Source organism: Ruegeria sp. YTSC004 (assembly GCF_059609805.1).
Window position 1 is genome coordinate 246,358 of record NZ_JBXWMJ010000006.1, and the last position, 24,794, is coordinate 271,151.

General features: G+C 54.9%; 17 protein-coding genes. 9 read left to right on the forward strand and 8 right to left on the reverse strand.

Annotated features, from left to right (window positions below):
* Positions 1-46 precede the first annotated feature (46 nt).
* A complete protein-coding gene (locus AC2FFP_RS13085; protein WP_496881133.1) occupies positions 47-1,741 on the forward strand; it encodes a thiamine pyrophosphate-binding protein in 1,695 nt (564 codons plus the stop codon).
* Here AC2FFP_RS13085 and AC2FFP_RS13090 read toward each other — a convergent pair.
* Positions 1,702-2,622, reverse strand: a complete 921-nt coding sequence (locus AC2FFP_RS13090; protein WP_496881134.1) for a LysR family transcriptional regulator — start codon at positions 2,620-2,622, stop codon at positions 1,702-1,704. The two genes, AC2FFP_RS13085 and AC2FFP_RS13090, sit on opposite strands and share 40 nt — an antisense overlap.
* Positions 2,623-2,721: 99 nt before the next feature.
* Between AC2FFP_RS13090 and AC2FFP_RS13095 the strand changes: the two genes are divergently transcribed.
* The 6 genes from AC2FFP_RS13095 to AC2FFP_RS13120 all read left to right on the forward strand — a co-directional run bounded on the left by AC2FFP_RS13095 (position 2,722) and on the right by AC2FFP_RS13120 (position 8,991).
* Positions 2,722-3,855: an enolase C-terminal domain-like protein gene (locus AC2FFP_RS13095; protein ID WP_496881135.1), complete on the forward strand. Its 1,134-nt coding sequence runs from the start codon at positions 2,722-2,724 to the stop codon at positions 3,853-3,855.
* Complete coding sequence (locus AC2FFP_RS13100) at positions 3,852-5,102, forward strand: NAD(P)/FAD-dependent oxidoreductase (protein ID WP_496881136.1); 1,251 nt, start codon at positions 3,852-3,854, stop codon at positions 5,100-5,102. The genes AC2FFP_RS13095 and AC2FFP_RS13100 overlap by 4 nt, the downstream gene beginning before the upstream one ends.
* A 52-nt stretch (positions 5,103-5,154) precedes the next feature.
* Positions 5,155-6,132 (forward strand): TRAP transporter substrate-binding protein, encoded by a 978-nt coding sequence (locus AC2FFP_RS13105; protein ID WP_496766486.1) that lies wholly within the window; start codon positions 5,155-5,157, stop codon positions 6,130-6,132.
* A gap of 68 nt (positions 6,133-6,200) precedes the next feature.
* Positions 6,201-6,734: a TRAP transporter small permease gene (locus tag AC2FFP_RS13110; protein WP_496734651.1), complete on the forward strand. Its 534-nt coding sequence runs from the start codon at positions 6,201-6,203 to the stop codon at positions 6,732-6,734.
* 4 nt (positions 6,735-6,738) lie between these two features.
* Positions 6,739-8,052, forward strand: a complete 1,314-nt coding sequence (locus AC2FFP_RS13115) for a TRAP transporter large permease (RefSeq protein ID WP_496724643.1) — start codon at positions 6,739-6,741, stop codon at positions 8,050-8,052.
* 6 nt (positions 8,053-8,058) lie between these two features.
* Positions 8,059-8,991 (forward strand): hypothetical protein, encoded by a 933-nt coding sequence (locus tag AC2FFP_RS13120; protein WP_496766488.1) that lies wholly within the window; start codon positions 8,059-8,061, stop codon positions 8,989-8,991.
* A 37-nt stretch (positions 8,992-9,028) separates the two neighbouring features.
* Here AC2FFP_RS13120 and AC2FFP_RS13125 read toward each other — a convergent pair whose 3' ends face one another.
* Positions 9,029-11,821 carry a bifunctional aconitate hydratase 2/2-methylisocitrate dehydratase gene (locus AC2FFP_RS13125; protein ID WP_496881137.1) on the reverse strand — a complete coding sequence of 931 codons (2,793 nt, stop codon included), beginning with the start codon at positions 11,819-11,821 and terminating at the stop codon, positions 9,029-9,031.
* Between the two features lie 866 nt (positions 11,822-12,687).
* On the opposite strand from AC2FFP_RS13125, the gene AC2FFP_RS13130 reads away from it, so the two are divergent.
* A complete protein-coding gene (locus AC2FFP_RS13130) occupies positions 12,688-16,242 on the forward strand; it encodes a DUF3857 domain-containing transglutaminase family protein (RefSeq protein ID WP_496881138.1) in 3,555 nt (1,184 codons plus the stop codon).
* 236 nt (positions 16,243-16,478) lie between these two features.
* Here AC2FFP_RS13130 and AC2FFP_RS13135 read toward each other — a convergent pair whose 3' ends face one another.
* From AC2FFP_RS13135 to AC2FFP_RS13160, 6 genes are all read right to left on the reverse strand, one after another.
* On the reverse strand, positions 16,479-17,495 hold the full coding sequence (locus AC2FFP_RS13135) for a D-cysteine desulfhydrase family protein (protein ID WP_496881139.1): 1,017 nt from the start codon (positions 17,493-17,495) through the stop codon (positions 16,479-16,481).
* Positions 17,496-17,505: 10 nt separating this feature from the next.
* Positions 17,506-18,240 carry a TSUP family transporter gene (locus AC2FFP_RS13140; protein WP_496766496.1) on the reverse strand — a complete coding sequence of 245 codons (735 nt, stop codon included), beginning with the start codon at positions 18,238-18,240 and terminating at the stop codon, positions 17,506-17,508.
* A gap of 102 nt (positions 18,241-18,342) precedes the next feature.
* A complete protein-coding gene (locus tag AC2FFP_RS13145) occupies positions 18,343-19,086 on the reverse strand; it encodes an aspartate/glutamate racemase family protein (RefSeq protein ID WP_496881140.1) in 744 nt (247 codons plus the stop codon).
* Positions 19,087-19,114: 28 nt separating this feature from the next.
* Positions 19,115-20,353, reverse strand: coding sequence for an NAD(P)/FAD-dependent oxidoreductase (locus tag AC2FFP_RS13150; RefSeq protein WP_496766500.1), 1,239 nt, complete (start codon positions 20,351-20,353; stop codon positions 19,115-19,117).
* Between the two features lie 4 nt (positions 20,354-20,357).
* Complete coding sequence (locus AC2FFP_RS13155; protein ID WP_496766501.1) at positions 20,358-22,571, reverse strand: TRAP transporter permease; 2,214 nt, start codon at positions 22,569-22,571, stop codon at positions 20,358-20,360.
* A gap of 81 nt (positions 22,572-22,652) precedes the next feature.
* On the reverse strand, positions 22,653-23,660 hold the full coding sequence (locus AC2FFP_RS13160) for a TAXI family TRAP transporter solute-binding subunit (RefSeq protein ID WP_113788396.1): 1,008 nt from the start codon (positions 23,658-23,660) through the stop codon (positions 22,653-22,655).
* A gap of 129 nt (positions 23,661-23,789) precedes the next feature.
* Here AC2FFP_RS13160 and AC2FFP_RS13165 point away from each other — a divergent pair, with 129 nt between their 5' ends.
* The gene (locus AC2FFP_RS13165; protein WP_496724624.1) at positions 23,790-24,758 is read left to right on the forward strand and encodes a LysR family transcriptional regulator; all 969 of its coding nucleotides are present in this window, start codon (positions 23,790-23,792) and stop codon (positions 24,756-24,758) included.
* Positions 24,759-24,794 lie beyond the last annotated feature (36 nt).

The window sequence follows — 24,794 nt, forward strand, 5'->3', positions numbered from 1 at the left end:
ACTGTATACAGTTCTGTGTGCAGTTCAGAATCAAGGGAACCGAGCCATGACAGGGACGAACTATCTGACGGGAGCCGAAGCAATGGTGCGCATGCTGGAAGCACACGGCGTGAAACACATGTTCGGCCTGTGTGGTGATACAACGCTGCCTTTCTATGATGCATTGGCGCGTATGGATCATGGTATTCAGCACATTCTGACCCGGGATGAGCGTCACGCGGCCTATATGGCGGATGGATACGCTCGCGTCACTGGCAAGCCGGGCGTCTGCGAAGGCCCGTCCGGAGGCGGGGCGACCTACATACTGCCGGGGGTGATCGAGGCCAGCGAAAGCTCGGTTCCCATTCTGGCGATCACCTCTGACGTGGCGACGACCAGCCGCGGAAAATACCCGTTGACTGAGTTAGATCAGGCTGCGCTGTTCAAGCCGTTGGCAAAGTGGAATGCGTCTCTGGACGACGCCTCGCGTTTACCTGCGATGGTGCGGGCTGCGTTTCGGGCCATGACGACCGGAACGCCGGGCGCCACACATCTGGCGCTGCCCTTTGATACTCAGAAAGGTCCGGTGGACGAAGCTGAGGTTTGGGCAGATGCACGCCACCGCAGCTATCCCGCTGAACGGGCTGGACCGGATCTGGATGCCATTGAAGCGGCCGCGGATATCCTGGCCAAAGCCAAATCAGCAGTTATCGTTTGCGGCGGCGGGCCGGTTCTGTCCGGGGCCGAAGAGGCATTGCACCGTGTTGCCAACCTGTTGGATATCCCAGTTGCCACAACAGTTTCCGGTCAGGGCTCCATTGCCGAAACGGACCCGCTGGCCTTGGGAGTCGTTGGGTCAAACGGTGGTGTTCCGGCCACGCGCGCCGTTGTGGATCAGGCAGATGTCGTTGTGTTTGTCGGATGCCGCGCGGGATCTGTCACGACCGAACGCTGGCGCAGCCCCGGGCGGGATGCCACCATCATCCATATAGACAGCGACCCGATGGTGATCGGCGCAAATTATCAGACCGAAGTCGCCATTTGTGCCGATGCCCGTTTGGCGCTTGAGGCCTTGGCGCGATCGCTTGAGACGCGGCACGATCTGCCAGGTTTTGGTGGAGCGGCCCAAGCCCGTGCCGCCTGGGAGGCCAAGTTGCAAGCGTTCGCTCCGCTCGCGGCAAGTCGCGAAACTCCGATCCGGCCCGAAGCCGTTATGGCGGCTCTTGCAGACATTCTGGACGATGATGCGATTGTCGTCGCCGATCCGGGCACCCCATGCCCCTACTTCAGCGCCCATTACCGCTGGCGCAAACCGGGGCGGCACTTCATCACCAACCGGGCGCATGGCGCGCTAGGGTATTCATTGGGTGCCGCCATGGGGGCGCATGTGGGTAGGCCATCGGTCAAGACACTGTCCGTTATGGGGGATGGGTCGTTTGGATTCACTTGCGGTGAGTTTGAAACGATGGTGCGGCACAAGATGCCGATTACCTCGATCGTATTCTCGAACTCGGTATTTGGCTGGATCAAAGCGGGTCAGGATGCAGGCTTTGGGCAGCGTTACTACAACGTCGACTTCAATCGGACCGATCACGCCGCTGTTGCTTCGGCGTTTGGGGTCAAATCGTGGACGGTGAAGGACCCGGACGATTTGCGCAAAGTGTTGAAGCAGGCTGTCGAGCATGATGGCCCAACGCTGGTCGACATTCACTCACAACAGCTTCACGAAGCTGCTGCACCGGTGTCGGAATGGGTGGCATAGGACGCGATGGACGGGGTCAGTTGGGCCAGAAACTCTTGCGCAATCATCGATAAAGGGCGTCCTTTGGCGGTGATTATTGCAAGATCCAGCGTGACTGCTGGTGTGAAAGGGCGGGTTTGATATCCGCCCTCTTCATCGAAGGTCACTGTGAACGGATCAATCATCGCGACGCCCATACCCTGTTTGACAAAGCTCAGCAGGTTTTCCGACAAATGCGTGTGTATTCGCGTCTGCCAGGTACGCTCTGCAGTCTTAAAAATGTCACGGGTTCTGCGATGGGTTTGGTGTTCGGGGCCCATGACGATGAACGGCTCATTCTCCAACAGCTCTGGTGTCAGAACGTCATGGGTCGCCAAATGGCTACCCTCGGGGAACGTGGCCATCGTTTCAAATTGGAAGACCTGAAAGTTCAGCGTGTCATGGAGTATTGGCATCTCGACGATGCCGATCTCGAACAAGCCCGAGGTTACCCACTCCTGTATTTTCGAAGAATACTGGGATTGGAAGCTGACGGATAGATTGGGGCGTGACCTGGCAAAGCGTGCTATCTCTCGCGGCATGAAACCGAACGACAGCAAATGGGGTGCCGCGACCTGCAACTGCCCGGGATGCTTGTTCTGCAGGTCCGATACGGCCTGCGCGACATGGTCCAGCCCGCGGACCACGGTATCGACCTCTCGATACAAAAGCTCTGCCTCTGGCGTCGGCAAAAGACGTCCTTTGTTGCGTTCGAACAAGGGCAATCGAGCCTCACGTTCCAACTGAGCCAATAGATTGCTGATACCCGGTTGCGAGATTCCCAGAACCGACGCGGCCCCAGTTACGGTACCCGTTTCCATAATGGCGTGGAACGCCTGCAACTGACGAAAGCGCAGAGACATAGCCTACCCTATCATTTCTTATGATGGACTTATGAAAACATAGTATTTGAAATGATATGCCGGTCAAGGCAGGCTTCCGCCTATCGCTGGGGAGGACGAATGGGCGATCTGACACAACAAATCATAGGTTTCGACCTGTGGCATCTTGAACTGCCCGTCACATCTCGCCGGGACCACGGTATCGGATCTGTCGAAGGTGTGTGCGAGGTCGTTGTCCTGCGCCTGACGTCCGAGGATGGCAGCCAGGGATATGGCGAAGCCTCACCCTGGTCAGTGTTCACGGGAACGCCCGAGGCGACCTATGCCGCCCTGAATCGCTACCTCCGCCCGTTGGTGGTGGGGGCCAGAGTTGCTGACAGAGCGGCGATCATGGCGCGTGCTGCATATGCGGTTGCGCATTGCACCGAGGCTAAAGCGGCACTGGAAGCTGCTCTACTTGATTTGACGGGCAGGATCAGCGCCGTTCCTGTCTGGGCCCTGTTGGGAGGGAAATGCCGCGACGCGATCCCGCTCAGCTGCTCTATCGCCAATCCCGATTTTGCGCAGGATATCGAATTGCTGGGCCGTTTGCAGGACGACGGCGTGAGGATCGTGAAGTTCAAGACTGGGTTCAAGGATCATGCTTTTGATATCATGCGCCTTGAGTATTTGGCGAAGCATTACCCACAGTTCTCAGTGCGTGTTGATTACAATCAAGGCCTGTCAATCGAGGACGCTCCGGCGCAGGTGCGGGATGTGGCATCGTTCAATCCCGATTTCATCGAACAACCGGTACGCGCACATCACTACGGCATGATGGCGAAGCTGCGGCAAATGACGGATGTGCCGCTACTCGCTGATGAAAGCGTCTTTGGCCCCGAGGACATGGAACGAGCTGCAAGCGAAGGGATCTGCGACGGTGTCTCGGTCAAAATCATGAAATCCGGAGGATTGACGCGCGGGCAAACGGTCGCTCGCATGGCCGCCGCACACGGCCTGAGTGCTTATGGCGGAGATATGTTCGAGGCTGGTCTGGCACATCTGGCAGGCACTCACATGATCGCCGCCACACCGGAAGTTACGCTGGGCTGCGAGTTTTATCAGGCCTCTTACTTCTTGGCAGAAGACATTCTTGAGGAGCCTTTCGAAGTGAAAAGGGGCCAGGTCATAGTTCCCGACACACCGGGTCTTGGAGGAAACCCGGACGAGGCAAAACTGAACCACTATGCTGTTTCCAAAGCGGTGGCGGCATGAGCGAGAAAAAGACAATTGCCATTATAGGTGCCGGTATCGTTGGTGTCTCAACCGCCGTCTGGCTGCAACGTGACGGACATGATGTCATCCTGATCGACAAGGCCGGCCCCGGAGAGGGCACCTCGCATGGCAATGGTGGTGTGCTGGCCTCTTGCTCGATTATTCCGGTCACGGTGCCGGGGCTTTTGAAAAAAGCGCCCAGGATGCTGTTTGACCCGTCGCAGCCTTTGTTCATGAAATGGGGCTATGTACCCAAGCTCTTGCCGTGGTTGACACGCTATCTGAAACACGCAAACGCAGGCGACGTTAAACGTATAGCAGCCGCGCTAACCCCCATTGTCGGAGACAGCCTAAACGATCATCAGGCCCTGGCTCAGGGTACGGGGGCCGAGAAATGGATTGTGCCATCCGACTACCTGTTCCTCTACGAAAACCGCCAGCATTTCGAAGGCGATGCCTTTGGTTGGGGTGTTCGGCGCAAGCTCGGTTTCAAATGGGAAGAACTAGAGGGGGCCGCATTCCACGCCTACGACCCGATCTACAGCAAAGATATCGGGTTTGCTGCCAAACTTTCTGATCACGGACACATTACCGATCCTGGGCGGTACGTGAAAGACCTCGCCGCACATGTTGAGGCCAACGGCGGCAGGGTCATCCGTGCTGCTGTTGAAGATGTCGTACACGATAACGGCAAGGTCACCGGCGTGCGCACCGCTGGTGAGACAATTGCTTGTGACACTGCCATTGTCACTGCGGGCGTCTGGTCCGGGCCTTTGGCCAGCAAATTGGGCGTTTCTGTTCCTCTGGAGACAGAACGTGGTTATCATCTTGAATTGGTGGAACCTTCCGCGATGCCAAAAAGTCCGGTTATGGTTGCTTCGGGCAAGTTCGTCGCCACGCCGATGGATGGCCGCATTCGGCTGGCCGGGATTGTCGAATTCGGCGGGCTGGACGCGCCGCCTTCGAGGGCGCCGTTCGAACTGATGCGCAAGAATGCCCGGGCGGCCTTTCCGGGCGTGACATGGAAGGACGAAGTAGAATGGATGGGGCACCGACCCGCACCGGCAGACTCGATCCCGATCATCGGCGAAGTGCCGGGAATTGACGGAGCATTTATGGGGTTTGGCCACCATCATATCGGTCTGACAGGCGGGCCAAAAACAGGACGTCTGCTGGCGCAGATGATCGCGGGCAGGACCCCAAACGCAGACATGAGCGTCTATGCGCCGTCTCGCTACGCGACTTAAGAAATGTCCGGTAACACAAGCCGGCAAAACAAAATTAAACAGGGAGAAAAAGATGAAGAAATTGACAAGCCTTCTGGCGGCAACCGCTTTGACAGCCGCAGCAACCGCACCGGCGATGGCCGAGAAATGGGATATGCCGATGGCGTATTCGGCATCGAACTTCCACTCGGCCACGGGTGCCGAATTTGCCAAATGCGTGACCACAGGCACCGGGGGCGAGGTTGAAATCGTCACGCATCCGTCCGGGTCGCTGTTCAAAGGCGCCGACATCAAACGTGCCATTCAGACCGGTCAAGCACCGATTGGCGAGCGTCTGTTGTCCGGTCACCAGAATGAAAACGCGCTGTTTGGGTTCGACTCAATCCCATTCCTGGCAACGTCATTCGATGACAGCGCCAAGCTTTGGGAGGCCGCAAGACCTTCGATTGAAAGTCTGCTGGCCGAACAGAACCTGACGTTGCTTTACGCCGTGCCATGGCCGCCGCAAGGACTGTACTTTAAAGACGAGGTGAACTCGGTCGCCGACATGGAAGGCATCAAGTTCCGGTCTTACAACAATGCCACGTCGCGTTTGGCGGAACTGACCGGCATGCTGCCTGTGACAATCGAAGCCGCTGAAATCAGCCAGGCTTTTGCCACTGGTGTCGCGGACTCGATGGTGTCGTCGGGTTCGACCGGGTATGACCGCAAAGTATGGGAAAGCCTGAATTATTTCTACGAAGTGGACGCGTGGCTGCCACGCAACTACGTCATGGTCAACTCAGACATCTGGGCTGGTGTTTCTGATGCCAACAAGAACGTCATCAAGGGCTGTGCAGAGCTTGCTGAATATGCCGGCAATTGGCGCGCCAAGGAATACACCGGATTTACCCTGCAAGGCCTACGTGACGGCGGCATGACAGTCGGTCCGGCGTCCGAGCAGATGACCAACGAGTTGAAAGAGATCGGTGTCACTATGACCAATGAGTGGCTTGAAGCCGCAGGCGACGAAGGCAAGGCCATCGTCGATGCGTTCAATTCGTCTCAGTAATTGGCCAAAGATGGGCGGCGGATCAACCTGCCGCCCGTTTCCATAGAATAACTAATAGTGGGGACAGCATGGCGGCACTACGAGGGCTCAGGTCCGTATTGGATTTCATTTATCAGGCAGCAGGGGTTCTGGCAGCACTTAGCCTGATTGCTATTTTGGTGCTGATCGTTGTGCAAATGCTGGCCCGCTGGACCGGAGAGGTTTTCCCGGGCGCGCCCGACTATGCGGGCTATGCCATGGCTGCCGCGTCCTTTCTGGCCTTTGCCAATGCGCTGAACCGAGGCAGCCACATTCGCGTGTCGATCCTGCTGAATGCGGTCCCCGACCGGGTGCGCCGCATCCTTGAAATATGGTGTTTTACAGTGGGCGCGGCGGTAATGTGGTACTTTTGCTGGTACGCCTACCGCTTTGTTTACTGGAGCTGGAAATTCAACGATGTTAGCCAGGGACAGGACAAAACCGCGCTTTGGATTCCGCAGTCAACAATGCTGATTGGCGCAGTCATCCTTGCAATCGCCCTGACCGATCATCTGATCCACGTCGTTTTTAAGGGCGATCACCGCATCGTCCGTGATCTGGCCGATCAGAGCCACGGGGAGTGAGAGCATGGAAAACGTATCAGTCATCATCCTCTTCCTCTTTGTTCTTTTCACTCTGCTTGGCACCGGTGTCTGGGTTGGCCTTGCCCTTATGGGCGTCGCGTGGGTCGGGATGGAGCTTTTCACGACACGCCCTGTCGGAGACGTGATGATCACGACCATCTGGTCGGCCTCATCGTCATGGACACTGACCGCGCTGCCGATGTTCATCTGGATGGGCGAAATCCTGTATCGAACGCGATTATCCGAGGATATGTTCAAGGGACTTTCGCCTTGGATGGCACCTTTGCCCGGTGGTTTGGTGCACACCAACATTGTCGGCTGCACGGTGTTTGCCGCTGTTTCTGGGTCGTCAGCCGCCACCCTGACGACTGTGGGTAAAATGTCGATCCCGGAACTGAGGAAACGCAACTACCCCGAACGGATGATAATTGGTACGCTGACCGGCGCTGCGACACTGGGCCTGATGATCCCGCCCTCTTTGACGTTGATCGTCTATGGTGTGACTATCAATGAATCGATCACCAAGCTGTTCTTTGCAGGCATTCTGCCCGGATTGGTGCTTGCGACGATGTTCATGGGATACGTCGCAATTTATTCGAAATTCGGGAAAGACTGGAACCCAAACAGCGAAAATAAGCTGAGCTTTTCTGAAAAACTCAAGAACTCACGCTTTTTGCTGCCGGTAATCCTGCTGATCATGGTGGTGATCGGGTCAATGTATCTGGGCTATGCCACTGCAACCGAAGCCGCCGCCTTTGGCGTGATCGGTGGTCTGTTGCTGGCCGCAGGGCAGGGGTCCCTGACTTGGAAAACATTCACTGAAAGCCTGATGGGTGCCACCCGGACCAGTGCGATGATCGCTCTGATCTTGGCAGGGGCTGCGTTCCTATCGCTGTCCATGGGTTTCACGGGTCTGCCGCGCGGCCTGGCTGATCTAATCGCCGGGTGGGAGCTGACGCGGTTTGAGTTGCTGATGGTTCTGCTGGTCTTCTACATCATTCTGGGCTGTTTTCTTGACGGCATTTCCTCGGTTGTATTGACCATGGCCGTGGTGGAACCGATGATCCGGGACGCGGGTATCGATTTGATCTGGTTCGGTATCTTTATCGTGGTTGTCGTTGAAATGGCGCAGATCACACCACCAATCGGCTTCAACCTGTTCGTGATGCAAGGCATGACGAACCATGAGATGAGCTATATCGCCCGCGCGGCAATCCCTATGTTCCTGATCATGGTGGTGATGGTCTTCGTCTTGATCTGGTTTCCGGATCTGGCCACCTGGCTGCCGGAAAACCTAAGGCAAAGCCCGGGCGGGTAGGGGGCTTTGAACCCACTTCATCTGGCGGCGCGTAACGGTCCTTATGTTTTGGTCGCAGGGCTGGCCGCCGGATTGCTGCTGCCCGCGCTGGCCGAGCCGATGCGGGCAGTATTGCCGCCGCTTGTCGCACTACTGCTGTTTCTGACGGTCCTTAGAATTGAGCCTGCTTTGTTGTTGGGTTCCTTGGTCGATTTACGCCAGGTGGCAAACACAGTGATCGCATTCCAGCTGGTTTTACCGCTACTAGTTGTGACTATTGGCATAATCGGTGGGTGGACCGGTACGCCGGTCTTTTTGTCTCTGCTGATCATGGCCGCGGCTCCGTCCATCTCGGGAAGTGCCAACATGTGCCTGATGATGGGACATCCGGCGGAGCACGCTATGCGCCTGATGGTGATAGGGACCGCCGTATTGCCGCTGACGGTGTTTCCCATCTTCGTTCTGATGCCCGAGTTGGGAGACTTTCAATCCGTTCTGATCACCGTCTTGCGCCTGTTTTTGACAATTGCGGGGGCGACTGTTGCAGCCGTGTTGTTGCGCCTCGCGTTTCTGAGAAACCCGTCACAAACTACCCTCAAAAATCTTGAAGGGTTGGCAACGATCACCCTCGCTGTCTTTGTGATCGGCTTGATGCCGTCGGTGACCGCGACTGCGCTTGTTGATCCCGGGCTTGCGGCCTTTTGGGTGGGGTTCGCATGTCTGGCCAATTTCGGCGCGCAACTGGTGATGTATTTTCTGACACGCAACCGAGTGGCTGCCGACAAAGCCACCGCTTTGTCCATTGTCGCCGGAAACCGGAATGTCGCGATTTTCCTGATTGCGTTGCCACCCGAGGTAACGGCGCCACTTTTGGTGTTCATCGGGGCCTATCAGATCCCGATGTACCTGACCCCCATTGTAATGCGCCGTTTTTACCAAGCGTCGGGCAGTTTGGGGTAAAGCGGGCGCGGCAACATTCGCCGAGCCCGCTATTGTATTAGAAATGCACCGAGCGGGCAGTACCGGGAACTTCCATCGGTGGTGCAAACTTGGTCAGGTCGATGCCTTCGACCGCGACCTTATATTCCTCCAGCGTCGGCGTACGACCCAGAATGGCTGACAGAACAACAACCGGGGTTGAACCCAGAAGGGATTCACCCTTCTTTGTCTCACTGTCCGCTACAACACGGCCTTGGAACAGACGGGTGGACGTTGCCAGAACGGTGTCGCCTTTGGCTGCTTTTTCCTGGTTGCCCATGCAAAGGTTACAGCCCGGGCGCTCAAGATAGAGGATATTCTCGTACTCGGTCCGAGCAGTTTGCTTGGGGAACAGGTCATCGAATTCAAAGCCCGAATACTTCTGCAGAATTGCCCAATCACCTTCTTCCTTCAGCTCATCAACGATGTTGTACGTCGGTGCAGCAACAACAAGCGGGGCCTTGAATTCGACTTTGCCATACTCGTCTTCGAGATTACGCAACATCTGGGCCACGATCTTGATGTCGCCCTTGTGCACCATGCAGGAGCCCACAAAGCCCAGATCAACCTTCTTTTCAGCAGCGTAGTACGAGATCGGGCGGATCGTATCGTGGGTATAACGCTTGGACACATCGGCATTATTCACATCCGGGTCGGCGATCATCGGTTCGACGATCTGATCCAGATCCACGACGACTTCGGCAAAGTACTTGGCGTTGTCGTCTGGACGCAGAGCCGGTTTTTCGCCCGAGCGAATTTCGGCGATACGTTTGTCCGCGATGTCGATCAGGCCCTGCAGCATCTGAACATCGTTATCCATGCCCTTCTCGATCATGATCTTGATCCGCGACTTGGCGATTTCCAGCGATTCAATCAGCGTATCGTCGTTCGAGATACAGATCGACGCTTTGGCCTTCATCTCGGCCGTCCAGTCGGTGAAGGTAAAGGCCTGATCCGCCAGCAGCGTACCTATATGAACTTCGATGATCCGGCCCTGGAAAACATTGTCGCCGTGCTGCGCCAGCATCTGAGCTTGCGTCGCGTGCACCACGTCACGGAAATCCATGTGCGGTGCCATTTCGCCCTTGAACGTCACCTTGACGGATTCCGGGATAGGCATTGTCGCCTCACCCGTGGCCAGCGCCAGTGCAACCGTGCCCGAGTCCGCACCAAAGGCCACGCCTTTGGACATCCGCGTATGGCTGTCGCCGCCGATGATGATGGCCCAGTCATCCACGGTGATGTCGTTGAGCACCTTGTGAATGACGTCTGTCATCGCGTGGTACACGTCCTTGGGATCACGCGCAGTAATCAGGCCGAATTTGTGCATGAACGCCATCAGGCGCGGGGTGTTGGCCTGCGCCTTGAGGTCCCAGACCGAAGCTGTGTGACAGCCGGACTGATAGGCACCATCGACACTGGGTGACAGGACGGTGGCAGCCATAGCCTCAAGCTCCTGACTGGTCATCAGACCGGTGGTGTCCTGAGAGCCCACGATATTGACTTTGGCGCGCACGTCAGAGCCGGCATGTAACACTTTGCCCGGGGTCGCACCGCGCGCATTGGCATTAAAGATCTTTTCGACGGCCGTCAGTCCCTGACCTTCATGGCTGACTTCCTTCGCCGGGGCGAAGGCCGATTTCAGCTCGATGCCCAGTGTCTCACATGCAAATGTCTGCAGTTTTTTGCCAAAAACGATGGCATAAGAGCCGCCGGCTTTCATGAACTCCATCTTTTGCGGGGTGAATGAGCCGGCCATGTCGACCAATTCTTCACTGCCATCCGCGCTATAGAGCTTTTTCTTTTTCGTGTTGATGGTCAGCACGGTGCCGGTCTCAACCGAATAGCGCTGTTCCAGAATCGGGTTGCCATCGTTGTTGAGGATCGCCTTGCCATCCTCGTCCACTTTCTTGACCCAGTTCTTCAGGTCGACACCAATACCACCGGTAACGCCCACGGTTGTCAAAAAGATGGGCGAAATGCCGTTTGTGCCGGCCACGACCGGTGCAAAATTGACGAAAGGTACGTACGGGCTGGCTTGCTTGCCGGTCCAAAGCGCCACGTTGTTGACACCCGACATCCGCGACGAACCAACACCCATAGTGCCTTTTTCCGCAACCAGCATCACGCGCTTGTCGGGGTGCTGCAGCTTCAGCGCTTCAATCTCTTTTTGTGCGGCCTCGGAAATCAGGCATTTGCCATGCAACTCGCGGTCGGAACGCGAATGCGCCTGATTACCCGGCGACAGAAGGTCAGTGGAGATGTCACCCTCGGCTGCAATATATGTGACAACTTGGATTTCCTCGTCCACATCAGGCAGCTTGGTGAAAAATTCAGCCTTGGAGTAGCTCTCAAGGAGATCCGCAGCGATCTTGTTGCCCGCCTCATAGGCAGCTTTCAGACGGTCCGTGTCCGCCTCATACAGAAAGACCTGAGTTTTCAGAACCTCGCCCGCCTGAACCGCTATGTCTTGCTTGTCGCCCAGTGCAACATCCAGAAGCACGTCAACCGAAGGTCCGCCCTTCATGTGGGACAGCAGTTCGAACGCGAATTCGGGCGAGATTTCCTCAACAGTTACCTCGCCGACGATGACGGACTTCAGGAACGTTGCCTTCGCACCCGCAGCACTGGTTGTGCCAGGCAACGTGTTGTAAATCAGGTAGTGCAACGAATCTGCACGATGCGGATGACCGGTATCCTTGATTTGTTCGATGATTTCCTCGACCAGCGCACCATCGTCGATGGGTTTTGGGCTAAGCCCTTGTTCTTTGCGCGTTTCAATTTCATCCAAGTAATCTGAATACTGGCTCATGGCTGTTTCCGCTTTGTGTGAATCTGCTGCTGTTGAGAGGCGTGGGGCAACTCGCTCGATCGTATTTGTATGCACCGGTATACATTTGTTGCGGAGGTTTCAAGGTGCCACCGTGGAAATTTGCAGGTACTGTATACTTCTATGCTTGGTTCCAACCTTGACCAACGGTCGCAAATACAAACCTAACCTTTTCCTAAACTCGCTGGAACCTAAGGGCCGGGGCTTGGTGCTTTCAATTGTGCCGTTTGATAGAGCGCCTGCGGGCCACCAAAATTTCATTCGCGACGACGGCATGGATCACACGTTGATCCCTGCAAAATCTCGACGTTTTGGTCGAAAGCTCGCGGTTTGAAGAACGGATGGGTGGAGCCACGCGGCTGTATGTGATCCTTCGATGCACCTTCCTACGAACGGGCAAAGGCTTCCGTAAAGCCGCCGAAGCGATCCGTATCCTGCATCGGAATAACATGTACCTCAACACGAACGTTCACGTTGTTCATCAGTAGTTCGGCTGTTTCCATTAACTCAACTTTGATGGTGTGGTTAGCGTGGCATAAGCGTTGGCATCAGGTTCGTCGTAGTCGGTGCGCGGGTCAGCATTTTGGCGATGCTCGGAACCGCGTTATTGACTGCATGCAACGGTGCGTACAGTCACGCCAGTCGCAACTAGCGGCAAACTCTCGTACGGTCGATCATTGAGCCTTCACAAAGCGATTACGTTCGACTTCACCAATAAATGTCGTTCTTACAGTGCACAGCATTGGTCGAAATGGGCTCTCCATACAGCTTCGCCGCTCGACGCACGAATGCGTACTGTCTGAGTCCGCGCCTTCCACGTTACCGACCGGGAACTGAAAAAGGGGGGGGTGAACTTCAGCTGGCTCTATATTTTTACGGCGATCAACCAAATTGGAGTGGAGAGAGAAACCGCAATTGATGGCGGGCTGCAAGAGGTCAAAACAACGCCTGACACTACACCAGAACCATATTTTTGCCATGAATGTTCAATCTTTTGGCGAGTATTGAATTTGTTGGGAAATACTATTGTGAACGCGATTCATTCGGAGCTGGTGCCAGCACCAAGCAATTCGTCAATACTGACCCTTGAAACCGAACTGACGAGCGAAGTTCGTTCTGAGCGGTGTCGGCTAGATGCGCGAAGAGGGTTCAAGCAGTTTCTTCTATTGGCAATAGCGGTGGGATGTCTGGCAGTAATATTTCTAGCCGAGCTTCTGGGGGGCTTTGTCGCGACCTGGAATTCCGGGCTTGACCTGAGCACCGCTGGAGCCAAACTCTGGGCTCCAATCCCGCTCGGTCTATTTTGTTTTTTTCTCGCGCGGTCACACGCATTGAGTGCTGGAAGTCTATGGGCGGTTTGGAGGGGCCGCGCGACTGTAATTCTCAGGGCGGCTGAACTCCATGGTGGCAAAACGCAGTACACTGTCAAGAAAGACTACGTCGAAGCATTTGAAGCCCACCAGACAGAGGCTTGGCATTTTTCACATGTATCAAAACCAATTCACGTTGGGCGGTTTGTGATCTGGAAAAGAGCAAGCTACGGATTGTTTTTTCTTCCAATGCCTTCGGATGAAGACGCCAGAGAGCTCGTGAAGAAGGTGAAAGAGGAAAGCAGGGCGAAGAATTCCAGCGGTTTTGACCCAAAAAACGCTCCGATAGAAGCCAAACACCAGTATATATCCGCGACCGCAGCCTTTCATGCCTTGGAAGGGCTATCCAAAAAACTGGGGACACCCTGTCCCGCCTGGTTGGACTCAGTCTTCAACTATTTGGCGTATGCATGGATTTCGGGTCTCTCTATTTTTCTCTTTATTGTTTTGTTGACCGGGAAGTCATTGGATGCGGGTTTTCCGTTGTTTAATCAAATCGGTGTCATATTGCTGTTTGTCGCGATGACCACAGCAGCGGTAAATGATTGGCCCTATCTGCCAAAACTGCGCCATCTTCACTATTACCGTCACGGGCTTTTACGAGGCTTCGATTGGGGGCCGACGGCAGTGAGTTGCGACAAGGCGGCCATTGAAATCTGGCGCGAAGGTAAACGATTGCGCCTCGATTGGTCTGCGGTTCGTGCCGTTCATATTGAAAATGACCTGACCATTGTCGAAACGAAGGATGATCAGTTGCATGTTGTTCCAGAAATACCCGCCGCGGTAAATCTTCTTTCCGCCTACAGAGTGTCTCAGGGGCTGGGTCCATGGTCAGACAACAAACGAACGGCTGCGCCGAAAGTTGAGAAAAAGAAGTGGTGGCAATCCACATTCGCCAACATTGCAATTTGGGTCATCGTCTTTCTTGTCATACTGGGCTTGTTTAATTTGGCTGGAGCCAAACCTGCATCAGCAGAATTGCTACGCGACAAAAACCTACCTGAGTGGCACGAGGAGGTTTCGCAGCGGGATCGAGAAGCGGCATTGCATGCTGATACATCTGTAAGTCTCCCTATTCACGACGAAAAAATCCGGGTCGAAGACAACGGATATCAGAGGGTCAGGCAGAGCTTCTTTGCCGTGCATGATCGTTCAACTCTGGAACTTTATGGCGAGGTCCAATTGCTGGTGGACCCGAATTTTGAGCGTGCCACTCTTCATCGATTGCAGATCCACCGAGATGGTTTAGTGATAGATCAACTCGACTTGCCGTTCGAAGAACTCCGGCGCGAACCAGAGCTCAGCTCAGGTGTGATGCTGGGCGACATCGAGTATTTCGGTCAGATCGCGGATCTTCGTGTTGGTGACACCGTCGAAATGATCTGGTCGATCACTGCCACCACACCCGTTTTCCCAAACCAGTTTCACTATCGATCAGACGGGCTCAGAGACTGGGGTTGGGAAAAGAGGCGCACGTCCATTGACTTGCCCGCTGCAACGCGTTTCGAGCTGAACCATACGGATGAGTTCGATGTTCAGCGCGAAGAGGCTGCCGGCAGGACGATCTTGAGTTGGTCCTTGGAAAAGGCTGAAGAAGATGACAGAAACACACGCTCTGCGGATGATTGGGATGTCTCCAACGATGGGTTGCAGCTCTCGACCTTTCAGGATTGGTTTCAGATCGTTCAGGGACTAACCGGCGACTACAAACCCAGACCGGACTTATTGCCCGGTGACCTGATCAAACTGCTTGATGAAATGCTGGAGCAGTCCGAAGATCCGCAATGGCGCGCGACGCAAGCTTTGCGTTTGGTACAGGACCGGGTCCGGTATTTCAGCGTTTCAATTGGTGAAGGCGGCTGGATACCTCGAACCCCCGACGAAGTCTGGCTGAGCGCATATGGCGATTGCAAAGACAAGGCGCTTCTTCTGATTTCCATGCTGGCCTATTTGCAGATTGAGGCCGATGTCGTTCTCGTCGACCACGACATCGGGCCTGCTTTGCCGCGCATGTTACCTTCACCGTTTATCTTTGATCACACCATAGTACGTGTTCGCGATCCGCAAGGTGACTGGTTTGTTGATGCAACCGATCTACTGCAAGGCGGCGTAGGTCGGGCGATCCCATTGAAGGATTTTGCCTGGGGCCTGCCACTGGCAGAGGACAGCACCGGACTTGTTGAAGTCGTAACGAAACTTTCTGATGAACCGACCCGAGAGACTGTACAGGAATATGTGTTCTTGGATGAAGGCCCGATTGCCGCCGTACTCAATGTTACAGACACATGGCGGGGTGTCGAAGCGGACAACATGCGCTGGCGCTATGACGGCGAGGACATGGAAGACCGGCGCAAGCAATATGAAAAGTGGTACGCCAAACGGTTTCCCGGAGCCACGCACTCAGAGGTAATGATCATTGAGGATGATCTGGACGCCAATGTTTTTCAGCTCCTCCAACGCTACACGTTGCCGCGCGAGGGGTTTGAAGAAAAGGAACTTTGGAACAAACTGAACCATTATGGCTACGCTATTTCGGACGAGCTTTATGAATTTGATGACGATGAGGTGCTTGAAGGGCAATCTCGCGTAAACGCTCCGATGCACAACGTCCATAAGATTGTGATGCGCAATGTTCCCGCCCCAATCAAAAAGCCCAGTTCGCTTGAGTTCGAAAATGACTTTATTAAATTCGAGACCGGCGGCGAGTGGGATGAGGCGGGGGCAACCTGGACATACCAGTGGAATCTCAAAACAAAACAAACAACGCTTAAGCCAGGTGACGAAGAGGCATGGCGAGAAGCCGAAGATTACGTGGACAATAACGATGGGTACTACGTCTACTTGCATCGTCGGCTATTTGAAGTCGTGGAAGAAAAACCGATTTATTTGGGGCTGAATGCGACGCAGTTGATGATTTTCCCAGTCTTCTTGATAGTTGCAATGCTCATGCTGTTTTTCTTTCGACAAGGAATACGAGCGGAGGTGCTTGCCGCGAAAGCCAAGCAAGAAGAGCGTGAGGGTTGCGCACCCTGACGCCGCTACTGTTGGGCTAAAAACTGATGAACCCACCGCGTCGTTTTTCACTCTACTTGTGAATATTGCTTAGCAATTTGCCCCCGATTTCGAGGGGCAGATTTCTGACGCCTGCGATATTCCTCAGTAGTTGGACCGTTTTGCAGGCGGCTCAGGTTTCAGCACCTGTAGCTTTTGTTTGGGCACCAAAGATGCAGGCAAGCAAGTTACTGAAACGTATATGGGCTACGAATGCTTCAGGTCGGGCTGCCCATCAATTCACTTTGATATCCGAAGAGTGCAGGCAGCCCGCCTGTGTGCAGCAGAATGACTTTCTCCGCCGACTTGATCTTTCCGCTTTCTACGAGGTCCAGCAAGCCAGCGAATGTCTTTGCAGAATAAACGGGGTCAAGGAAAACCCCCTCGACCCGGGCCATCTTTTTCAATGCAGCGCGCGTGGTTGCATTTACTTTGCCGTAGCCTGGCGGCAAGGCCTCATCAAAAACATCGATCTTGTCCTGTAGAAGTCCTGCGTCGATATCCAGCAAGTCCGCAAGTTTTTGCAGAACGACCTTCATTCGGGCCTGCTGCTTTTCACGATCTCTGCGCACACAAATCCCATACACCGAGGCAGTGCTTTCTTCTAACACCAGACCGGTCAGCAGTCCGCCATGCGTGGCACCGCTACCTGAGGGGACGACGACCGCGTCGAAATCCGGCATCTGCTGATACAATTCCTGTCCGGCCACGACGTAGCCCAAGGCACCCAAGGGCGGATGGCCCAGCCCCAGATGAATAACGTACGGTTTGTGACCTTTGGCTTTTAATTCAACAGCGCGCGCATGCAGCGCTGTGTCGGCTCCCGCTTCGTCCTCTCCTTCAGGGTAACTCATATGCTCGGCACCCAGGATTTGCGCCAGCAGCACGTTCCCGGACGAATAGTACTCCGCCCCCATGTCAGGGACACGCTCTTCCAACTGAAGCACGGATTGCATGCCCAGTTTGGCTGCGGCAGCGGCCGCAGACCGAACGAAATTGGATTGGACGGCACCGGTAATCAGAATGGTATCAGCACCTTGTTGAAGCGCATCTCCGAGATAAAATTCAAGTTGCCGTGTTTTGTTGCCACCAAAACTAAGCCCCGTCAGATCATCACGTTTCAGCCAGAGATCGATGCCCAGTTCTGTCGATAAGTTGTCCAGACGCTCCAAAGGAGTTGGGCCGGACATGAGTTGGGCGCGTGGAAATTTGTGCAGATAATCGTTTTGTGTCATCGTGTAACCTTCAAGACCAAGCTATTAAATGCGCGCGATAGAACAAAACTAAGCAGGCAATCAGGGATACCACGCGGATTACTGTTATGACCACCGACTGTGGTAAGTAGGGGCCTACCACACGACCAAGTAGGCTGCCGATCAGAGTTATCGCAACAAACCCCAGTATTTGCGGTTCATATGAGATTGCCTGCGCGTTGGACAATCTGTGCAACAAAAAGGCGATGCCGTATGCCACCAGCGCTATGGGTTGAACCAACTTTGCCACCTCTTTGGCGGAACGACCCTTTGCTATCAAACCGAACACCATTAGAGGGCCCGGTGTCGCCGCCCAAACAGTCGCAAGCCCAGACAGTCCTGTAACGACTGAAAACCCTGCGTTGCCAATGGATCCCCGCAAGGGAAGCAAGGTCGTAATCAACCCGATCAGCAGTAGACACGCCGTCAGGGCAAGAACAAATGCTTCGCTCAAAAAGGGATACACAACAAGGCCACCGGCCACCCCGATACAGCATCCAATGACCGCGGTGCGGATTAGTTGACGGTTGTTTTTTAGAATATGCCGGTCTGTCGCTACCAATGAAACAAACGTGTTCAACAAGAGCAAGACTGGAACTGCCGTCGACGTGCCAAGCAAAATCATCATGGGCGGTCCCGCGATGATGCTGAACCCGATACCAACTCCGACTTGCAGCATTGCGCCAAGGCAGATGGCAATCATTAGGAATGACAGGTCGACGGACACTCAAAACTCCTATGGATCAAGGCAATGTCGCAAGGCCTCAGATATTCCGAGGTCCCCGCCAGCGTCCATTCTTTTTCTCTTTCAGTGACCGCTTTGGTACGGTCAGCGCTGCCACGGCATCAGTCCCGAGTATGGCACCCGGGTCGTCACAGCGTGCGCCATTTGCGCCAGTGTGGTCAGGTCAAAGACAGGAAGCTGCAGTTCTTCCTGAAGCCGCGATGCGTAAGGCGGCAAGTCCGTGCATTCCAAAACCAACGACCGAATGTCCGGAGCTTCAAGAACCAGATTACGGGCCGCATCCAAGACCTCGGTCTCGATCAGGTCCGTGTCCATCCGGGTCCGTGTGTTCCGCAAGATCACTTCGGCGAATTCTGTGGTATCTTCCAATCCCTTCACGGCCACAGGAACTCCTGATGCACCGACACCTTCGAAATGCCGGGGCGTCAATGCGGATGCATCTGCGGTTAGCACGCCCACTGGCGCGTTGGTCCCGGTCATGTGAAAGGCCAGCGGCACCTGGATCAGGCTGGAGGCAAAGACAGGCACTGAAACCGCAGCTGCCAATTCTTTTTGAAACAAGGCTAGAAAGCCGCAACTGCCTGTGATGGCTCGCACGCCTTCAGCCTCAAGCCGCTTGGCGCCTTCGATGAACGGTGCCAGTAACTCGGGCGAAGGGTTGTTCAGCAAGGTCGGGACCGTCACACCGTCGATCATCTCATACAGAACCGGAAATGGCAGACTGGAAGGGTTCTTGATGTGACCCGGCGGTTTTGGAAAATAGCTTTCAAGGCACAGAACACCAATTGACGCCCCGCAAATGTTCTGGCCACCTTGGTAGATTGGCATTGTCATCTGATCCTTTTGATTTGAAGGTTCAAAACCGGGCCAGCGAAAACGGGGCCAGATCGATATTTTGGCTGCGACCGGACACAAGATCGGCCACAAGCTCGCCGGTTTTCGGCGCCATCATCAGCCCATAGTGAGAATGCCCGAACGCGGTATAGAGCCCTTCCCGCCCGTTAACTGGTCCGATCGCGGGTAAACTGTCCGGAAAGGACGGACGTCGACCCATCCAAAACTGCGCCTCGCTTGCATCGAGGCCCGGCATCATGGCCTTGGCTTGTTCGGTCAGGATTTTTTTCTTGCGTGGATCAGCGGGCGCGTCGACGCTACCAAATTCGGCCGTGCCAGCGACTCTCAGACCGTCCTGCATCGAACTTGCGACCACCTTTGCGTCTACATCCATGACCGAATTGTTCAATTGGGCCGAGGGCTTAGGGAATTCGACATGGTAGCCCCGTTCGGCCACAAGCGGCACAGGCATCCCCAATGGTTTCAGCAGGTCGGCGGACCACACACCGGCCGCGAGGATGATGCTGGCAGCACGCATCGTGCCCTGCGAGGTTGTAATCTGCCAACCATCATCTTCAGCCGGTGTCAGTTTGGTGACTTCGGTTTGTACTATTTCGGCGCCTTGCGCGCGCGCTTTTTCAGCCAGAACTGCCCCCACACGTCCTGGTGAGGTTACGCGTGCCTGACCTTTGATCACGATCGCGGCTTTGAATTCCTCTGACAGTGCGGGTTCCAGGCGGCGCAACTCGGCACCATCGATCAGCTCCAGATCGCCTCCTTTCTCCTGGCGGATCAGATATCCAAGCCCATTCAGATCAGCCTGCTTCCGATGGCGAAATGCGTGAATATAGTAGCTGTCGGTGATCAGATTTTCGTGCCCGGTGCCTTGAAGATGACGACGATAAAGGTCGATGGAAGGGCGGCACAAAAGCTCCATCGCGTCCGAGATTTCACGCACTGACCTTTCGCCGGAGTTTCCCAAAAACCGCAGGCCCCAGGGGATCATTTTTGGCCAGTAACTGGTTCTGACCGAAAGCGCGCTTTTAGGGTCCAGTAGCATCTGGGGCAGAGATTTCCAAATGCCTGGCATCGCTTGCGGAATGATTGACCACGGCGACACTACACCTGCATTCCCGAAAGAGGTTTCCTGCCCCGGTAGACCGCGGTCAATCAGCCGAACAGAAATTCCGCGCTCTTGTAGCGACAAAGCGCAACAAATGCCGACGATCCCTGCGCCGATGATGGTCACTTGATCTGTCATGGTTTCACGCCGGAGAGTGACTGCGGTTGCGGGCAATAAGTTGGGTGACGATGACAGGTGATGCCACGGCCAGCGCGATAAGATCAGCAGTCAGGCTGGGCGCGACAAAGATTATCCCAGCGATGGCCATCAGAATGCGTGATGCGATATTCAGCGGGCTCAACCAATACCCGACCACGGCTGCTGACAGGGCAATAACCCCGGCGATGCAACTGGTCGCAGTATAGGTGAACTCCCACAGGTCAAACCCGGTTGAAGACACGAATAGCAGCACCGGCGCATAGACAAAGGCCATGGGCGCGATCACTTTGCCCAATCCAAGGGTGAAAGCAGAAAGACCAGTTCGGAACGGGTTTGAGTTCGCAATGGCAGCCGCGGCATAGGCTGAAGTACAGACCGGTGGTGTAATCTCGGACACCACACCGTAGTAGAGCACGAAAAGGTGGCTGGCGATGGGTGGAACACCCAGTTGCGCCAGCGCAGGCTGCGCCACTGACACCAGCATGATATACAGCGCGGTGGTCGGAATGCCCGCGCCCATCAGGATACAGACGACGGCGATGAACACCAATGAGATGAACAATTGTAAGTCTTCCATCGCAAAGAACTGGAAGCTGCCGAACGAGATCATGTTGTACAGATCCGATGCCAGGTTGCCTGCGCCCTGTGTAACCATGAAACCGATGCGGAACCCGATGCCAGTGGTGTTGATCACGCCTACCACGATACCGACCGCAGCAGCGGCGGCGCCCACGGCCAGCGAGTATTTCACACCCAATTCTACCGCCTGTAGCATCTCGGGCACTTCGATGCGTTTCTGAGGGTTCATAGTTGCGACCACCGTCAATCCGCACAGGATTGTTGTCATGGTCAGGTCAAAGCCGCCGTCTGAGAACTTCCACAGTACAAAACTGAGGAACGCTGCCGCATAGATCAGCGTCGGAGGCTGCCTCAAGCGCGACATGCCAGCGATTACCGCAAGTGATATGCCGCAGAAGGCCGACATGAAGGGCGTGTAACCCGTGAACAGAACCACTAGCAGGCCGATCAGGGGCACTATGTTGGCCCAGCCTTCCGCCCAGACGGCTTTGAGCTGCGGCAGTTGCTCTTTGGTCAGACCTTTGAGATTTAGCTTGCGTGCCATCAGGTGCACGACAGCAAAGACGCCAACATAGTGCAGGAATGCTGGGAAGATCGCAGCAATAACGATGGTGGTGTAGGGAACCTCAAGAAACTCTGCCATGATAAAGGCAGCGGCACCCATGATCGGCGGAGTGATCTGACCACCCGCCGAGGAAGCAGCCTCGACCCCACCCGCAAAATGGCCGGGGTATCCAAGGCGCTTCATGTTGGGAATTGTCAGCGCGCCGGTTGATACGGTGTTGGCCACCGAAGAACCCGAGATCGTGCCGAAGAAGGCCGAGGATACCACCGACACTTTTGCCGGACCGCCAGTATAGCGGCCCGCCAAAATGGTGGCGTTATCGATGAAAAGTTGCCCCAACCCGGTGCGTTGCGCGATCACGCCAAACAGCACAAAGTGGAAAACGATTGTCGAGACGACCCACAACGTGACGCCGTAGATGCCCTCCTGCGGGAAGTACATCGACGAAACGAAGGTTTTGAAGTTCACGCCAGGATGCTGCAACAATCCGGGGAAATACGGCCCAAGCAAAGCGTATGAGATAAATACGCAGATGATCAGCGGCAGAACCCAACCAAGCGTGCGGCGTGCGATGTCCAGCACCAGCAGGATGATGATCACACCCAAAATCACGTCATAACTGTTGGGGTTACCCATACGGAAGGTCTGTTCCTCAATCCCAAGAAACGGAATGCCACGCCAGGCGACGCCCACATACAGCGCCGCAATGATCCCAAGGGCCATGAAGACCAGATCGTAAAGAGGGATGTTGCCAATCCGGAACCTACTGACCTTTAGCGCGTAAAGGCTTTTGGCCCCGATAATCGGGATCGTCGCGTAGACTAGAATGAACAGCAGTGCCAGATAGATGCCCATGTGCCAGTGATCTGCCGGCAGGCCAAAACCGGCCGTGAAGAATTCGTAAAACGCAAAAATCAGGGCCACAACACGCAGGACCTTGCCAGTTGTCGGCGTAACCTGCCGGACGGCGGCACCCTCGTCGAACTGTTCTTCGATAGCCGCTAGTTCTTCGGCTGTGAGTTCGTGGTCATCAAGATTTTTAGTCGTGGACATGATGGCCCCCTGATTTCGCGTATTTCGAGTGTGCGGTGCCCCGACTAAGGGCACCGGACGATGAGTTAAGTTGAGATCAGGTTACTGAAGAAGCCCGGCTTCTTTGTAGAACTTCTCAGCACCCGGATGCAGCGGAACGCCCAGTGCTTCGACACCATCCAGAGCGGTATCAGGGGTGATCTGCTTGCCCTTGGCATGACCGTTATCCAGCAGCTTGCGGGTGTTGTCGTTCCACATCGCCTTGGTCAGCTCATAGACCAGGTCGTCAGACAGGTCCGACGACACAACCAGCATCGCGCTGACCGCAGGGGTCTTGGTTTCGCCGTCGATGCCTTCATAAACGCCACCTGGAATGGCAGAAGGGATATAGGCTGGAATGATCTCGTTGATCTTGCCCAGATCTTCGTCGGAGAAAGAGTGCAGGTTCATACCTTTGGTCGAAGATAGCTGCACCATCGCAGCAACCGGCCAGCCTGCGGCATAGAAATAGGCGTCAAGCTGACCATCGGCCAGACGTTCGGCACTCTGACTGTTGTTCAGCTCGGCCTCATCCATGTTGTCACGGTTGACACCCCAAGCATCCAGCATCTGCAAAACGGCTACCTGCGTGCCGGAACCAGCCTGAGCAATACCAACACGCTTGCCTTCCAGGTCACTCAGATCGTTAATCGTCGAGCCGGCCGGAAGCACCAGATGCAGGTCTTCTGGGAACAGATTGGCTACGATGCGCAGTTTGGGATGGGGTTTGCCTTCGAACTTACCTTCACCCAAATACATCGAACGGGTGACGTCGGCTGCAGCCAGCCCGGCCTCAAGTTCTCCGTTCTGCACAGCGGCATTGTTGAAGACCGAAGCGGTGGTGGATTGCGCGATCGCGATCAGGCCCGGAACACCGCACTGACCGCCTTCTTCACACGGGCGCGATCCCGGAGGGGCGGAGATTCCGTTTGCGATGGTGCCACCGATGGGGAAATAGGTTCCGCCAGCGCCACCAGTGCCAATACGGAAGAACGTTGGGTCCTGCGCCAGCGCGGGTGCTGCCAGCGCGCCCGCCAATGCAAGACCAGTCAAGCATTTCACAAATTTCATTATCATCTCCCTTGTTGGAATTTCGGTTTTGGTTTTCCCAAACTTCGATCCTGCAAGCGTAGAGGCAAACTGCATAAATACAAATTTGTTATATTTAACTAAACTAAAGTTTTGCTTATATATAAGAATATGAACCTAACTCAGCTAACCGTATTTCGTGAGGTGATGGAGACCGGATCCATCTCTCAAACCGCCAAGAAACTAAATCGCACGCAGCCTGCGATTAGCCTAGCGTTGAAAAACCTTGAAAAGACATTGGGCCTGACGTTGTTCGAACGTAAGGGAAGAAGATTGGTGCCAGTCCCCGAGGCGCACTATCTCTTAGCCGAAACTACGGGTATTTTGGACCGCTTGGCGACAATCTCCAGCACGATGGAAGGACTTATCAAAGGGCATGCCGGAAGCTTGAATATTGCAACGATGCCGGGTCCATCTGCCTTTTTGTTCCCACGTTTCATAAGCCAATCAGTTGGTGAAAACCCCGATATTCGCATCACGCTTTCGACACGCAGTTCACCGCAGATTATGGAGCTTGCGGGGACGCAAAATATCGACTTCGGCTTTGCTGACTTCGAGCATTCAGCCGGCAAAGAACCCCAGTATTCCGCTGAACTTATCCGGGCTGATTGCTTCTGTGCTATTGACTGTGAACATCCTCTTGCGTCGCGCAAGATCCTGAAACTATCGGATCTTGACGGAACGCCAATGGGCGGCCTGCATCCTTCACACCCGTTCCAACGGAAAGTCCGGCAGGAGTTTGAGGACGTTGCCGCCGAGTACAATCAGACTGTTACCTGCCAGTATTTTCTACCTCTTATCCCCTTTGTCAGTTCGGGGCAGTGTTGCAGCATCGTTGACCCGCTAACTGTTGCGACCGAAAAAGAGCTTAATCTATCCAATGGAAAGCTTGTGTTTTTACCTTTCGAGAAACCATTAAGATATGAATACGCTCTCCTCGAACCCGACCACAGGCCACCGTCCCAATTGGCAATACAGATCAAAGCAGGTTGGAAAGCCGAAGTGTTGAGGAAGTTGGAAGCGGTGATGGCAAACCCTCGCGCCACATCGATTGAAGGCACGCGAGGCGAGCAAAGTTGAAGTTTTTTAGCTGGCGTACCCTAAATTCAGCGAGAT